The 14,359-nt window shown below is 60.8% G+C and carries 12 protein-coding genes; 3 read left to right on the forward strand and 9 right to left on the reverse strand.

The genetic code is table 11. The features are described 5' to 3' along the window. Positions 1 to 354: 354 nt before the first annotated feature. Positions 355 to 3,420, reverse strand: coding sequence for an efflux RND transporter permease subunit (locus ABIA48_RS08895; RefSeq protein WP_429487989.1), 3,066 nt, complete (start codon positions 3,418 to 3,420; stop codon positions 355 to 357). A gap of 6 nt (positions 3,421 to 3,426) precedes the next feature. Further along, entirely contained in the window at positions 3,427 to 4,527 is a 1,101-nt protein-coding gene (locus ABIA48_RS08900; protein WP_429487991.1) for an efflux RND transporter periplasmic adaptor subunit, read from the reverse strand. A 93-nt stretch (positions 4,528 to 4,620) separates the two neighbouring features. On the opposite strand from ABIA48_RS08900, the gene ABIA48_RS08905 reads away from it, so the two are divergent. Continuing rightward, positions 4,621 to 5,259: a TetR/AcrR family transcriptional regulator gene (locus ABIA48_RS08905; RefSeq protein WP_429487992.1), complete on the forward strand. Its 639-nt coding sequence runs from the start codon at positions 4,621 to 4,623 to the stop codon at positions 5,257 to 5,259. A 131-nt stretch (positions 5,260 to 5,390) separates the two neighbouring features. Here ABIA48_RS08905 and ABIA48_RS08910 read toward each other — a convergent pair whose 3' ends face one another. Then, entirely contained in the window at positions 5,391 to 6,173 is a 783-nt protein-coding gene (locus ABIA48_RS08910) for a class I SAM-dependent methyltransferase (protein WP_429487994.1), read from the reverse strand. Between the two features lie 93 nt (positions 6,174 to 6,266). On the opposite strand from ABIA48_RS08910, the gene ABIA48_RS08915 reads away from it, so the two are divergent. After that, positions 6,267 to 6,887, forward strand: coding sequence for an energy transducer TonB (locus ABIA48_RS08915; RefSeq protein ID WP_429487996.1), 621 nt, complete (start codon positions 6,267 to 6,269; stop codon positions 6,885 to 6,887). Positions 6,888 to 6,915: 28 nt separating this feature from the next. Here ABIA48_RS08915 and ABIA48_RS08920 read toward each other — a convergent pair whose 3' ends face one another. From ABIA48_RS08920 to ppc, 6 genes are all read right to left on the reverse strand, one after another. After that, positions 6,916 to 7,737 carry an isocitrate lyase/PEP mutase family protein gene (locus tag ABIA48_RS08920; protein ID WP_429487998.1) on the reverse strand — a complete coding sequence of 274 codons (822 nt, stop codon included), beginning with the start codon at positions 7,735 to 7,737 and terminating at the stop codon, positions 6,916 to 6,918. A 31-nt stretch (positions 7,738 to 7,768) separates the two neighbouring features. Then, complete coding sequence (locus ABIA48_RS08925) at positions 7,769 to 8,629, reverse strand: DUF72 domain-containing protein (RefSeq protein ID WP_429488000.1); 861 nt, start codon at positions 8,627 to 8,629, stop codon at positions 7,769 to 7,771. After that, positions 8,629 to 8,934 (reverse strand): hypothetical protein, encoded by a 306-nt coding sequence (locus ABIA48_RS08930; protein WP_007990798.1) that lies wholly within the window; start codon positions 8,932 to 8,934, stop codon positions 8,629 to 8,631. Before ABIA48_RS08930 ends, ABIA48_RS08925 begins: the two co-directional genes overlap by 1 nt. 255 nt (positions 8,935 to 9,189) lie before the next feature. Then, positions 9,190 to 9,864, reverse strand: a complete 675-nt coding sequence (tsaB, locus tag ABIA48_RS08935) for a tRNA (adenosine(37)-N6)-threonylcarbamoyltransferase complex dimerization subunit type 1 TsaB (RefSeq protein WP_429488002.1) — start codon at positions 9,862 to 9,864, stop codon at positions 9,190 to 9,192. 94 nt (positions 9,865 to 9,958) lie between these two features. Further along, positions 9,959 to 10,606 carry an adenylate kinase gene (gene adk / locus ABIA48_RS08940; RefSeq protein WP_007990793.1) on the reverse strand — a complete coding sequence of 216 codons (648 nt, stop codon included), beginning with the start codon at positions 10,604 to 10,606 and terminating at the stop codon, positions 9,959 to 9,961. 288 nt (positions 10,607 to 10,894) lie between these two features. Continuing rightward, positions 10,895 to 13,525, reverse strand: coding sequence for a phosphoenolpyruvate carboxylase (ppc, locus tag ABIA48_RS08945; RefSeq protein WP_429488004.1), 2,631 nt, complete (start codon positions 13,523 to 13,525; stop codon positions 10,895 to 10,897). 201 nt (positions 13,526 to 13,726) lie between these two features. On the opposite strand from ppc, the gene ABIA48_RS08950 reads away from it, so the two are divergent. Beyond that, positions 13,727 to 14,071 carry a hypothetical protein gene (locus ABIA48_RS08950; RefSeq protein ID WP_007990789.1) on the forward strand — a complete coding sequence of 115 codons (345 nt, stop codon included), beginning with the start codon at positions 13,727 to 13,729 and terminating at the stop codon, positions 14,069 to 14,071. The last annotated feature ends 288 nt before the right edge of the window (positions 14,072 to 14,359 follow it).

Genomic DNA, 14,359 nt, shown 5'->3' on the forward strand with positions numbered 1-14,359 from the left:
CCGAGCGGCGTACACAAAGGCTTCTCACCACTCATCAGGCCGAGCGTTAGCTCGCCTGCAGCTTTTGATCTTGATCCACCCGCCCCCTCGGCAGGCTTCGTTCCGGCGTTCATCCGGGGGTGGGCGCGCAGCGCCGTTCGACGCAGTCGAACACATCGAGAGGAGGTCGAAGCGAAGCCGACCGGAGGCGATGCCCCCGGATGAATGCCGGAGCGAAGGAACCCCGAGCCTCAGCGAGGGGCCGTACGTAAGGGGCGAGACCTTTTGGTTACTTTTGGGGCGTTTGCCAAAAGTGACCCGCTGTAAGAGCGGAACCATAAGCCGCCGTGACCGAAGAAATGGATATGTCCCCGGTCAAACAGTCTCCTTCCTGACCCGGAACCAGGCTGCATACAACGCCGGCAAAAACAGCAGCGTCAACGCCGTGGCCACAATCAACCCCCCCATGATCGCCACCGCCATCGGCCCGAAAAACACACTGCGCGACAACGGAATCATCGCCAAAACAGCAGCGAGCGCCGTCAATACAATCGGCCGGAACCGCCGCACCGTCGCCTCGATGATCGCCTGCCAAGGCTTCAACCCGGCAGCAATGTCCTGCTCGATCTGATCCACCAGAATCACCGAGTTACGCATGATCATCCCCGACAAGGCGATGGTCCCCAGCATCGCGACAAAACCGAACGGCTGGCGAAACACCAACAGAAACAGCGTCACCCCGATCAACCCCAAAGGCGCCGTCAGAAACACCATCGCCGTGCGCGAAAAACTGCGCAGTTGCAGCATCAGCAAGGTCAACACCACCACGATGAACAACGGCACGCCAGCCCTCACCGAGTTCTGTCCGCGTGCGGAGTCCTCCACCGTGCCGCCGACATCCAGCAAGTACCCATCGGGCAGTTCGGCGCGGATCGGATCGAGGGTCGGCATGATCTGCTGCACCAGCGTCGCCGGTTGCTCCTTGCCATAGATGTCGGCGCGAACCGTCACGTTGGGCAGGCGATTGCGGTGCCAGATGATGCCCTCCTCGAAGCCATACTCCAGGGTCGCGATCTGCGACAGCGCGACGCTGCGACCGTTATCGGTCGGCACCGCCAGGCTCGGCAGCAACGACAACTCGGTACGCTCATGCAAGGTGCCGCGCAACAGGATCTCGATCAACTCGTTGTCTTCACGGTATTGGCTGACGCTGGAGCCGGTCAGGGAGCTTTGCAAGAACCTCGACAGGTTCGCCGTGCTCACGCCCAGCGCCCGCGCGCGGTCCTGATCGATGTTCAGGTAGACGACTTTGCTCGGTTCTTCCCAATCCAGGTGGACGTTGGCCACATGCGGGTTCTCGCGAACCTTGGCCGCGACTTTACGTGCCAGCGCCCGCACCTCTTCGATGTGCTCCCCGGTCACGCGAAATTGCACCGGATAGCCAACCGGCGGACCGTTTTCCAGACGCGTGACCCGCGAGCGCAGCGCCGGGAATTGCTCGTTGAGGGTTGAAATCAACCAGGTGCGCAGGGATTCCCGCTCTTCGATGGTTTTCGCCAGGACGACAAACTGGGCGAAGCTCGCCGCCGGCAGTTGCTGATCCAGCGGCAAGTAGAAGCGCGGCGAGCCGGTGCCGACGTAGGCCACGTAATTATCGATCCCTGCCTTGTCCTTGAGCAGCGCTTCGAGGCGTTTGACCTCGTCGGCGGTGTTGCTCAGCGAAGCGCCTTCGGCCAGTTTCAGGTCGACCATCAACTCCAGGCGACCCGATGCCGGGAAGAACTGCTGCGGCACAAACTTGAACAGCACGATAGAGGCAATGAACAACAGCACGGTCGCCATGATCACGGTTTTGCGCCAGTGCACGCACCACTCCACCAGACGCCGGACGCGCTGATAGAACGGCGTGCCATACGGATCGGGCTGGCCGGCACCGTGCTTGGCGGCGTGAATTTTCGCCAGGTCTGGCAGGAGTTTTTCCCCCAGGTACGGCACAAAGACCACCGCGGCCACCCACGACGCCAACAGCGCAATGGTGACCACCTCGAAAATCGAACGGGTGTATTCGCCCGTGCCCGATTGCGCCGTGGCAATCGGCAGGAAACCAGCCGCGGTGATCAGCGTACCGGTGAGCATCGGGAACGCAGTGCTGGTCCAGGCATAACTCGCCGCTTTAACCCGGTCGAAGCCCTGCTCCATTTTGATCGCCATCATTTCCACGGCGATGATCGCGTCGTCCACCAGCAAACCCAGGGCCAGTACCAGCGCACCAAGGGAAATCTTGTGCAGACCGATACCGAGGTAATACATGCAGGCGAACGTCATCGCCAGCACCAGCGGAATAGCCAGGGCCACCACCATGCCGGTGCGCACGCCGAGGGAGAAGAAGCTCACCAGCAACACAATGGCCAACGCCTCGACCAGCACTTGCACGAACTCGCCAACACCGGTTTTCACCGCTGCCGGCTGGTCGGAGACTTTGCGCAACTCCATGCCGGCCGGGAGGTTTTTCTGGATACGGGCGAATTCAACTTCCAGTGCCTTGCCCAGCACCAGAATGTCACCGCCGTCCTTCATCGCCACCGCCAGGCCGATGGCGTCCTGCGCCATGAAGCGCATGCGCGGCGCCGGTGGATCGTTGAAACCACGCCGCACGTTGGCCACATCAGAGATGCGGAAAGTGCGATCACCAACGCGGATCGGGAAGTTCTTAATCTCGTCGACCGTCTGGAAATTCCCTGTCACCCGTAGCTGCAAGCGCTCGCTGCTGGTTTCGAAGAAGCCTGCCGTGGACACCGCGTTCTGTTCTTCAAGGGCTTGCTGGACAGTAGCCAGCGGCAAGCCGAGGGTGGCGAGCTTGACGTTGGAGAGTTCGATCCAGACTTTCTCGTCCTGCAATCCCAGCAGTTCAACCTTGCCCACATCTTTGACCCGTTGCAGCTGGATCTGGATGCGGTCGGCGTAATCCTTGAGCACAGCATAGTCGAAACCTTCGCCGGTCAGGGCGTAGATATTGCCGAAGGTGGTGCCGAATTCATCGTTGAAGAACGGCCCCTGAATCCCCGGTGGCAAGGTATGACGAATGTCGCTGATCTTCTTGCGCACCTGGTACCAGAGGTCCGGGATCTCCACCGAGTGCATCGAGTCGCGCGCGATGAAGGTCACCTGGGATTCGCCGGGGCGGGAGAACGACACGATGCGCTCGTACTCGCCGGTTTCCATCAGTTTCTTTTCGATGCGTTCGGTGACCTGGCGCGAGACTTCCTCGGCGGTCGCTCCCGGCCAGTTGGTGCGAATCACCATGGCCTTGAAGGTGAACGGCGGGTCTTCGCTCTGGCCGAGCTTGGTGTAGGAAAGTGCGCCGACAATGGCCAGCAACAGCATCAGGAACAGGACGATCTGGCGATTACGCAGCGCCCATTCGGAAACGTTGAAGCGCATCGGGGCTTACTCCTTGTCCGCCAGATTGACCACGCGATTGGAGCGATCCACCGGGCGTACCTGCTGCCCTTCGAGAAGCACATGGACACCGGCGGCTACTACCCAGTCGCTGGCGTTGAGCCCTTCAAGCACCGGCACGGTTTTCTCGCCGAAGGCACCGACGCGCACCGGAGTTCTCTTCAAGGTATTGTTGGCGCTGACGACCCAGACATAGGTCACGCCGTTTTCTGCTGTCAGCGCAGACAGCGGAACGGACAGTGGGACCACATCGACGGCCTGCACGAACACTCGGGCGCTCTGGCCCAGTTCGACAGGAACGTTGCCGGTGTTGAAGGTAATACGCGCCGCGAAGGTGCGCGATTTTGGATCAGCTGCTGGCGACAACTCACGGATACGTCCGGCAAAACGCTGGTCGGGCTGGGTCCAGAGTTCTACTGACACCGGCTCACCGACCTTGAAACGGCCGAAATTCTGCTCCGGCAGGCTGATCGACACTTCACGCTCGCCATCGGTAGCCAGTGTGAACACCGTTTGCCCGGCGGCCACGACTTGCCCGACTTCCACCAGACGCTTGGCCACGACGCCGTCCTGCGGTGCACGCAACACGGCGTAGCTGGCCTGGTTATTGGAAACGTTGAATTCGGCTTTGATTTGCTTGAGGCGCGCTTCACCGGAGCGGTAGAGGTTTTCGGCGTTGTCGTACTGCGAGCGACTGACCATCTGGCGCTCCATCAGGGTCTTGTAGCGATCACGCTCGGCACGCACCATGCTCAAATTGGCTTCAGCGGCGGCGACCTGGGCGCGAGTGGCTTCCAGTTGCAGGCGCACGTCCTGAGGATCGAGCTCCGCCAACGGTTGATCAGCCTTGACCCGCTGCCCTTCCTCAACCAGTCGTCGGCTGACTTTGCCGCCGATACGGAACGCCAGATCCGGTTCATAACGTGCGCGAACTTCACCGGGATAGCTTTCCATGGACTGCGCCGAAGGCTCTGGCTGGACCACCATGGCCGGGCGTACGCTGACTTGCGGCGCCTCTTCGTGACCACACGCAGACAATAAAAAAGCCAGGGTGACTGGCAACGCGAGGGGCAAGGCATAGCGGAACATGGTAAAGGACCTTTCGCTAATGGTGCTTTGAATAATTATACTGAGCAGTATGTTATTAATAGCAAACTCACCAGTCCAGTAATAAAAACGAATATGCCAAACAATCTTTCAGCACCCAATGGCCCAGGCAGACCCAAGGATTTGGTCAAACGCCAGGCGATTCTCGATGCGGCGAAAACGCTGTTTCTGAGTAAGGGTTACGCCAATACCAGCATGGATGCCGTCGCAACCGAGGCCGGTGTGTCGAAGCTGACGGTCTATAGCCACTTCAACGACAAGGAGACGCTGTTCTCCGCCGCCGTGGTGGCCAAGTGCGAGGAGCAGTTGCCACCGCTGTTCTTCGAACTGCCGGAAGGTGTGGCAGTGGAAACCGTGCTGCTGAACATCGCACGCGGTTTTCACCAACTGATCAACAGTGATGAATCGGTGAACCTGCACCGCTTGATGATGACCCTGGGCAGCCAGGACCCTAAGCTGTCGCAGATATTCTTCGAAGCCGGGCCGGAACGCATGCTGCATGGCATGGAGCGCCTGCTGAGCAAGATCGATGAAAGTGGTGTGTTGCGTATCGACAAACCGCACAACGCGGCCGAGCACTTCTTCTGCCTGCTCAAGGGCGCCGGAAATTTCCGCTTGCTGTATGGCTGCGGCGAACCGCCGGTTGGCGAGGCGGCGGAGAGCCATGTACGGGAAGTGGTGGGGTTGTTTATGCGGGCTTATCGGCCTGAGTGAGCCTGATGAGCTTGTGGCGATTGGGCGGGCGTATTCGCGAGCAAGCCCGCTCCCACAGGTGACCCGGTTCTGTCAGACAGTATGCGGTCAAATGTGGGAGCGGGCTTGCTCGCGAAGCAGGCGACTCGGTACTAAGGCTTGAGCGCTTTCTTCGGATAGATGTCATACCGACTGGACTTGCCATCCAGCGCATGACTCGGCTTCGGCCCCTCGATACACGGCGCCTTGCGCGGACGCTTGACCACCACCCGGTGGCTGGCCAGGGCCAATGCGGCTTCGAGCAATGCCGGCGCATCCGGGTCATCGCCCACCAGCGGCCGGAACAGGCGCATTTCCTTTTTCACCAGCGCAGTTTTCTCACGGTGCGGGAACATCGGGTCCAGGTAGATCACCTGCGGCGGTTCGCCTTCCCAATTGCGCATCACCTCGATCGAGTTGCCCTTGAGCAAGTGCATGCGCGCCACGATCGGCGCCACGTCGAAATCTTCCGCGCCACGGGCCAGTCCATCCTCCAGCAAGGCACCTATCAGCGGTTGACGCTCGATCAGGCTCATCTCGCAACCGAGGCTGGCCAGCACGAACGCGTCTTTGCCCAGCCCGGCCGTGGCGTCCAGTACGCGCGGGCGCACACCTTGGGCAACACCGACGGCCTTGGCGATCATCTGCCCGCTGCCACCGCCATACAACCGGCGATGGGCCGCACCGCCCTCCACGAAGTCAACCCGCACCGGCCCCGGCGCATCCGGCCCGAGCTGTTGCAGTTGCAAACCCTGGTCGCCCACCTGCAAGGCAAACTCACCGTCAGCCACTTGCATCGGCAAGCCCAGACGCTCGGCCCATTGCTCGGCTTGTGGCTCGAAAGCCGCGTCCAGGGCCTGGACATGGATGCGGCAGGCCGCAGGTTGATCAATCATCGGAAAACACGCTCAAAAAATTAATGATCGGCAAAAACTGCCGATAACAAAACTATCGAGCATTTTGCCAGAGCTGAGCGTCGACCGAGAGAAATGTCAGACATTCAACCCACAATCACAGGTTTTATATCGCCCTACGGCAATTACAACCTGCGAAACACCCAGGCACTGAGCGGCGTCAGCCACATCTGGCAGGATTTCTTTGCCCGGGCGCTGGCCGATCAGTCGGGTGATGTGCTGCCTGAATCGTTGAATTTCCCACCGGTCGATCTCGAAAGCCCGGTTGAACCTACCGTCGGCAGCGAGCTGCTGGAGCACATCGTGTCCCAGCGCGAATGCGACGTGACGGACAACGTAATCCGCCCGCCCGAGCCGCTGTTCCTGCCGATTGCCGAATTCGAAATGGACCTGGCCGACAAACCACGGCCAGCGTTCCCGGCGGATGAAATCGTCGCCCAGCAAAAACAGCAGGACTTCGAAAGCGACTGGGTTCGCCCGATCGTACTGAACGCCGGTCAACCGGTGCCACAAGCCGGCCCTGCCCCGCAACCGCGTCCGCTGCACTTGCCCATCGCCGAGTTCGAACTCGACCTGCTCGACAAGCCGTTCCCGCCGTTCTCGCCAGAGGAACAGCGGGAACAACAAAAACAACTCGATTTCGATAACGGCTGGGCCCGCCCGATCATCCTGCAGAACCTGCGTATCGCCGCCTGATCCTCGGCCGCATCCTCTTGCGCATCCCTCAGCCTTTAAAAAACTGATTGGCCTTCTGGTACGGCATCGACCGGGACGTGAAACCGAACGTGCCCGCTGTCCGGATTTCCTCGGCGGCGCGAAAGAACTCGCCATACGCCGCCAGTGCCAGCGCCGAACCTACACTGATGCGTTTGACGCCCATTTCACTCAACTGCGCGACCGTCAGTTTCAAGCCGCCCGACATCAACACATTCACCGGTTTTGGCGCCAGCGCACGCACCACCGCCAAGACATCCTCGGCACTGCGCAGGCCCGGTGCGTAGAGCACGTCGGCACCGGCCTCGGCAAATGCCTGCAAGCGGCGAATGGTGTCGGCCAGATCCGGATTGCCGTGCAGGAAATTTTCCGCCCGGGCAGTCAACGTGAAGGGGAACGGCAAACTGCGAGCAGCAGCGACAGAGGCCTCAATCCGCGCCACAGCGTGTTCGAAACAGTAGATCGGGCCTTCCTCGCGGCCGGTGGCATCTTCAATCGATCCACCGACGGCACCGGCCTCTGCCGCGCGCAAAATGCTTTTGGCGCAATCGGCCGGGTTGTCGGCAAAACCGTTTTCCAGGTCCACGGCAACCGGCAGGTCGGTGGCGGCAACAATCGCCTGAACGTTCAGCAGGGTATCGTCGAGGGTCAATCCGCCATCGGCACGCCCCTGGGAAAAGGCATAACCGGCACTGGTAGTCGCCAGCGCCTCGAAGCCGAGGCTGGCGAGCATTTTCGCTGAACCGGCATCCCACGGATTGGGAATCACAAAAGCCCCGTGGCGTTCGTGAAGGGCTTTGAACGCCTGGGCTCGAAGGGTTTGCGCATCCATTGGCAGGCTCCTGAAGAAGGGGAAATCCGCCTCAGAGCAGGCCAAGTTGCTCGATGGCGGGTTCTCTGTATAGCTCAGGCAGCGCCGGCAAGCCAGGCAAACGCAACATCAGCCTGGCGTGAAAGCGCTGCGCCAGTTTCGCGGCCAGAACGTTGTCGGCGGTGTGCAGGAAGATATACGGCGTGCGGCCTTCTTCGATCCACACCGCGATTTTTTCGACCCAGGGTTCCAGGAACGTATCGTTGGCCTCAAGCGTCGGATGGCCGATAAAACGTACCTGCGGGAATGCCGTGAATGCCGCCGGACGCGGTGGTACACGGGGTTTCTTCGATTGCGCATGGAGCACCGAGGGCTCGGTCGACGTGCAACTGAACAGCGCACGTGGATCGAGGCAGATGCGTTCGACTCCGCGATCCAGCAGCAGACGGTTGAGCATTCGCTCGCTGTCACCCTTGGCAAAAAAGTCGTCATGCCGCACTTCCACGGCCAGCGGCCGTTGCAGGGCATCGATAAATCCGGCCAGTTCGGGCAACCGTTGGGGCGTGAAGCTTTTCGACAGCTGCAACCACAGTGGCGACACCCGCTCACCGAGCGGGCTGAGTAACTGAGTGAAGGTTTCGGCGGCGGTCAGCTGCTCGCGCAGGTCACCGCCGTGGCTGATCTCGCCGGGAAACTTGGCGGTGAAACGAAAGTGTTCGGGCATGGTGTCGGCCCAACGCTGCACGGTGCTCGCAGCCGGGCTCGCGTAGAAGGTCGTGTTGCCTTCTACGGCATTGAATACTCGGGAATAGAGATCAAGAAACTCAGCGGGCCTGGCGTCCGATGGATACAAGTAATCGCGCCAGGCGTTTTCGCTCCAGGACGGGCAACCGAGGTAGTACGGCAACAACATCAGATGTACAAGTCGAGACCCAGCACATCCGCTTCCCAATCGACGAAACCGGCGGTGCTCAGGTAGCTGGCCAGGGCCATCGCCACGCTTTTGCTCATGGCTCGGTGGTAAAGCATGTCTTGTTGACGGGCGGGGAGATTGCTCAGTTTTTGCGCAGAGGCTTTGGCGGCGCGTGCAGCCAGTTGCTCTTCAGTCGGGAATTCCAGCTCGCCTTCGATATCAATGGCGTCGTCTTCCACCACGCGGCCTGTACGAGGTTTGCGCTTGATGGGGTAGGACTGAGAGGAAACGCCGTCTATACGCATAGGTGCATACTCGGAATCAGTGATGGCAGTTTAGTGGCGCAAAAACCACTTCGCAAACCGCCGAGTGATAACTAGAACACATAAAAGGCAAAAGGTTTAAAAGCCGGGGTTAGAAAATGACGATTGGCAGAATTAGCGCAGAACACTAACCCTGTGGGAGCGGGCTTGCTCGCGAAGGCGGTGTGTCAGGCAACAGAAATGTTGAATGTTATACCGCCTTCGCGAGCAAGCCCGCTTCCACAGGTACTGCGTGAATCAACGCGCTTTGGGCGTCGCCACTTTATCGCGCAGATACACCGGCTGCGCCTCATCGGCCACGATCGCCTCCCCGCGCGCCCAGGCAAATCGCGCCAGGGCCAGCAGGTCTTCGGCATGGGGCAACATGCCTGCGTCCTGCCCGCTGAGGTTGACGGCGATGCGCTCGCCATAACCCCAACCGGTGCCTGCGCCGAACCATTCACCGCAGGCATCGGCCGGCAATGCAGCGGACTCCGGCGGCAGTACCGCTTCGGCGCCAACCAGGCGCATCTCCCCGGCCGTTTCGCGGTAGCAACCCCAATACACTTCGTCCATCCGCGCATCGATGGCGGCGGCGACTTGACTGGCACCATGTTCGCGCAATGCGCGTTGCGCCAACACGGCCAGGTTCGACACCGGCAACACCGGGCGATCCAGGGCAAACGCCAGGCCTTGCACCACGCCGATGGCGATACGCACCCCCGTGAAGGCACCCGGGCCACGGCCGAACGCGATGGCATCGACCGCTTGCAGGGTGGTCCCGGCATCGGCCAGCAACTGCTGGATCATCGGCAACAACTTCTGCGCGTGCAGGCGCGGGATCACCTCGTAATGGCTCGTGACCTTGCCGTCATGCAGCAAGGCAACGGAGCAAGCTTCAGTCGCGGTGTCCAGGGCCAGCAAGGTGCTCATCGATGTTTCCGTAAGAAGAAGTCAGAAAAAGTGCGCCAGTATAAACAACTACGGCCCGCAAGCGGGCCGTGGATGATGCAGCGGATCAGGTTTTTCAGCTCAGGGCTGCAAGCACCTTGGCGGTGATCGCTTCAACCGAACCGACGCCTTCGATATGGCTGTACTGCGGCTTGCCATTGGCAGCCGACAGCTTCTGGTAGAAGTCCACCAGCGGCTTGGTCTGCGAATGGTAGACCGACAGGCGATGACGCACGGTTTCTTCGGTGTCGTCCTTGCGCTGTACCAGCTCTTCACCAGTGATGTCGTCTTTGCCAGCGATTTTCGGCGGGTTGTAGACGATGTGGTACACGCGGCCGCTGGCCTCGTGAACACGGCGACCGGCGATACGCTGGACGATTTCTTCGTCTTCGACGGCGATTTCAACCACTGCATCCAGCTCGACGCCGGCCGTCACCAGGGCTTCAGCCTGGGGAATGGTGCGCGGGAAGCCGTCGAACAGGAAACCGTTGGCACAATCGGACTGGGCGATGCGGTCCTTGACCAGTGCGATGATCAGGTCATCGGACACCAGGCCGCCGGCATCCATGATGCTCTTGGCCTTGATGCCCAACTCGGTACCAGCCTTGACCGCTGCACGCAGCATGTCGCCGGTGGAGATTTGCGGAATGCCGAATTTTTCGGTGATGAACTTAGCCTGAGTACCTTTACCGGCCCCGGGAGCTCCCAGCAGAATGACGCGCATCGATGTGCTCCTCAATTTTTTATATAGATAACGTCAGATTCGCCTCGTGGGGCCAATCTCAAAATTAGGGTCGTGACCGCCCAAACGGCCAAAGGCTGCTCAAGATACACAGCAGGCTGCGCCCACACAAGACGCCAAAAGTCGGAGAAACCGCTGCCTCTTGCGACCATTGCGCGCAGTTTCCCAAGTCGCAACCCCGTCATTAACTGTCGCCTGACAGCACTTTTCAACCCCTGATACGGCGGCATCCGTCTCACCTGACGGATGCCTGGCCCCACGGCAAAAACCTTAGCCAGTGTTACGCAATCCGGCGGCAATCCCTGCGACAGACACCAGCAGGGCCTGTTCTACCGGGCTGCCCTGCGCCACGTCCTGCACTCGCGAACGGGCCAGCAACTCGGCCTGCAATAGATGAAGCGGGTCGAGGTAGGTGTTGCGCAAGCGGATGAACTCGAGGGTCGCCGGGCTATGTGCCAGCAGCTGCGACTGCCCGGTCAGGCCGAGAACGATGGTGCACGCCTGCGACAATAGGTCGCGTAAGTGCGCACCCAATGGCAGCAGATTCGGTTCCACCAGACGCTCATCGTAGGACTGTGCAATGTCAGCATCGGCCTTGGCCAGGACCATTTCCAGCATGTCGATGCGGGTGCGGAAGAACGGCCACTGCTCACGCATTTGCCCCAGCAGCTCGCCTTCGCCACGCTCCAGAGCCTTGCTCAGGGCGGCTTCCCAACCCAGCCAGGCTGGCAGCATCAGGCGCGTCTGGGTCCAGCCGAAGATCCACGGAATCGCCCGCAGGCTTTCGATCCCCCCGGCCCGGCGCTTGGCCGGACGGCTGCCCAGCGGCAAACGACCGAGTTCCTGTTCCGGCGTGGACTGGCGGAAATACTCCACGAACTGCGGGTTTTCCCGCACCACGGCGCGGTAAGCGCTGACACCGTCTGCCGCCAGTTCATCCATCAAGTGTCGCCATTCAGGCGTCGGTGGTGGCGGCGGCAGCAACGTCGCTTCGAGTACGGCGGCCAGGTACAGATTGAGGTTTTGCTCGGCGATGTCCGGCAGGCCGAATTTGAAACGAATCATTTCACCCTGTTCGGTGGTGCGGAAACGCCCCGCCACCGAACCCGGTGGCTGTGACAGGATTGCCGCGTGGGCCGGGCCGCCGCCACGCCCTACGGTGCCGCCGCGTCCGTGGAATAACAGCAGCTCCACTTGTTGTCCGCGGCAGATCTCCACCAGTCGCTCCTGCGCCCGGTACTGCGCCCAGGCCGCCGCGGTGGTGCCGGCGTCCTTGGCGGAGTCGGAGTAACCAATCATCACTTCCTGCGGCCCTTGCAGACGCGAGCGATAGCCCGGCAACAGCAGCAGTTTCTCGATCACCGGGCCGGCGTTGTCGAGGTCCGCCAGGGTTTCGAACAACGGCACCACGCGCATCGGCCGCAGCACGCCGGATTCCTTGAGCAGCAATTGCACGGCCAGCACATCGGAGGCGGCACCCGCCATGGAAATCACATAGGAACCGAGAGACGCCTGCGGCGCAGCGGCGATCTCCCGACAGGTCGCCAGCACTTCGGCGGTGTCGGCGGAAGGTTTGAAGTACGTCGGCAGCAACGGCCGACGGTTGTTCAGTTCACGCATCAGGAAGGCAATGCGCTCTTCCTCGCTCCAGTCCTCGTAGCGACCCAGACCCAGGTAATCGGTGATTTCGGTCATGGCGGCGGTGTGCCGCGACGAGTCCTGGCGCACATCCAGACGAACAAGGAACAGGCCGAACGTCACTGCCCGACGCAGGCAATCGAGCAACGGCCCGTCGGCGATCACGCCCATGCCGCATTTATGCAGCGAGTGGTAGCACAGCTCCAGCGGATCGAGCAGTTCGCGGTTGTTTTGCAGCACATCGGCCGGTACCGGCGTTGGCGTCGACAACGAGGTGTGCGCCCAGTTGCGCGTCGCCCGCAGGCGTTCGCGCAGCTGTTTGAGCACTGCCCGATAAGGTTCGGCGCTGTCACCCGCCTTGGCCTTCAATTCAACGCTGGCCTGCTGCATCGACAGTTCTGCCGCGAGGTGATCGACATCGCGCAGGTACAAATCAGCTGCCATCCAGCGCGCCAACAGTAAAACCTCTCGGGTAACCGCCGCTGTCACATTGGGGTTGCCGTCGCGGTCGCCGCCCATCCACGAGGCAAAGCGAATCGGCGCCGCCTCCAGTGGCAAGCGCAGGCCGGTGGCGGCGTGCAGGGCCTGGTCGGCCTTGCGCAGATAATTCGGAATGGCCTGCCACAGCGAATGCTCGATCACCGCGAAACCCCACTTGGCTTCGTCCACCGGTGTCGGACGCGTGCGGCGGATTTCTTCGGTGTGCCAGGCTTCGGCGATCAGACGCTGCAAGGTGGTTTTGATCTGCTCGCGCTCGGCACTGGTCAAGTCGCGGTGATCCTGCGCCGCCAGTTGCGCGGCGATGGCGTCGTACTTCTGGATCAGCGTGCGACGCGCGACTTCGGTCGGGTGCGCCGTCAGTACCAGTTCAATCTCCAGTCGCCCCAATTGCCGGGCCAGTGCTTCGGCGCCATGACCCTCGGCGCGCAGGCGAGCGAGCAACTCGGGCAACACCCGGGCTTCGAACGGCGCCTGTTGAGTCTCCTCGCGACGGTGAATCAACTGGTATTGCTCGGCGATATTGGCCAGGTTGAGAAACTGGTTGAACGCCCGCGCTACCGGCAACAGTTCGTCTTCGGTCAGCTGGTTGAGGCTGGCGCTGAGCTCGGCATCCATGGAACCGCGCCGGTCAGCCTTGGCGCCCTTGCGGATCTGCTCGATCTTGTCGAGAAAACCGTCGCCATATTGTTCACGAATGGTGTTGCCCAACAGCTCACCCAACAGGTGAACATCCTCGCGCAAGCGTGCATCAATATCGGTCATCAGCAGGTCTCCAGCAAAAAATCCGGACGGCTAAGAACCTAGAGAGTGCCGTTCCAGACAGGTTCTTACAAGCAAGACGACGAAGGGACTTTAAACCCTGCCCGTTGAGGCTAGTCTGAAGATAAGCCGTACAACGGCTGTCGCCGGCCAATGCCGGACACTCACCCTGCCTGCCACGAGCGGTCGCGCCATGAGGTCAATATGAAAATCCGCGAGCTTGCCCACCACTGGGAAGAAAACGCCAAGGGTCGCCTGACCGACACCGGCTACTCGATTCATCTGGACGTGGAGTCTGCCGCAAGGCTGGCAGCGCTCGTCGAGATGTACCCCAAGCGGCATCCCGAAGAACTGCTCGGCGATCTGATCGGCGCCGCGCTGGAGGAGCTGGAAAGAAGCTTCCCGTACGTCAAAGGCTCGACTGTGGTCGCCACGGACGAAGAAGGCGATCCACTGTACGAAGACATCGGACCGACCCCGCGCTTTCTGGCGCTGTCCCGTCGGCATTTGCACGATTTGTCGATGCCCGAGGACAAACAGAAACACTGAGTTTGCATTGAACCCTGTGGGAGCGGGCTTGCTCGCGAAGGCGTAGTGTCAGGCAACATTGATGTCGGCTGACACACCGCTTTCGCGAGCAAGCCCGCTCCCACATTGGCCTGTATTTCACTTCGTAAATTGCGTTTCTCCGGGCCTGTAAAAGGTCCGGCATACCGCTGTGCGTGACGTAAATCCCCGACTTGGAGCTCTGTCGACTCGGTCAAAGTTTTTTCGGTAGCTCGCTATTTCTCTGAACTTTCAAAAAAAGCCTCGGGTCAACCCAAGTAACCACGCCTG

The organism is Pseudomonas sp. S30_BP2TU TE3576 (assembly GCF_050436025.1).
Lineage (GTDB): Bacteria > Pseudomonadota > Gammaproteobacteria > Pseudomonadales > Pseudomonadaceae > Aquipseudomonas.

Excerpts from the sequence above, each read along its gene's own strand:
- ABIA48_RS08900 (WP_429487991.1), bottom strand. The coding sequence starts at position 4,527 with ATGTTCCGCTATGCCTTGCCCCTCGCGTTGCCAGTCACCCTGGCTTTT.
- ABIA48_RS08915 (WP_429487996.1), top strand. The coding sequence starts at position 6,267 with ATGTCAGACATTCAACCCACAATCACAGGTTTTATATCGCCCTACGGC.
- adk (WP_007990793.1), bottom strand. The coding sequence starts at position 10,606 with ATGCGCGTCATTCTGCTGGGAGCTCCCGGGGCCGGTAAAGGTACTCAG.
- ABIA48_RS08905 (WP_429487992.1), top strand. The coding sequence starts at position 4,621 with ATGCCAAACAATCTTTCAGCACCCAATGGCCCAGGCAGACCCAAGGAT.
- ABIA48_RS08920 (WP_429487998.1), bottom strand. The coding sequence starts at position 7,737 with ATGGATGCGCAAACCCTTCGAGCCCAGGCGTTCAAAGCCCTTCACGAA.
- ABIA48_RS08895 (WP_429487989.1), bottom strand. The coding sequence starts at position 3,420 with ATGCGCTTCAACGTTTCCGAATGGGCGCTGCGTAATCGCCAGATCGTC.
- ABIA48_RS08930 (WP_007990798.1), bottom strand. The coding sequence starts at position 8,934 with ATGCGTATAGACGGCGTTTCCTCTCAGTCCTACCCCATCAAGCGCAAA.
- ABIA48_RS08910 (WP_429487994.1), bottom strand. The coding sequence starts at position 6,173 with ATGATTGATCAACCTGCGGCCTGCCGCATCCATGTCCAGGCCCTGGAC.
- tsaB (WP_429488002.1), bottom strand. The coding sequence starts at position 9,864 with ATGAGCACCTTGCTGGCCCTGGACACCGCGACTGAAGCTTGCTCCGTT.
- ABIA48_RS08925 (WP_429488000.1), bottom strand. The coding sequence starts at position 8,629 with ATGTTGTTGCCGTACTACCTCGGTTGCCCGTCCTGGAGCGAAAACGCC.
- ABIA48_RS08950 (WP_007990789.1), top strand. The coding sequence starts at position 13,727 with ATGAAAATCCGCGAGCTTGCCCACCACTGGGAAGAAAACGCCAAGGGT.
- ppc (WP_429488004.1), bottom strand. The coding sequence starts at position 13,525 with ATGACCGATATTGATGCACGCTTGCGCGAGGATGTTCACCTGTTGGGT.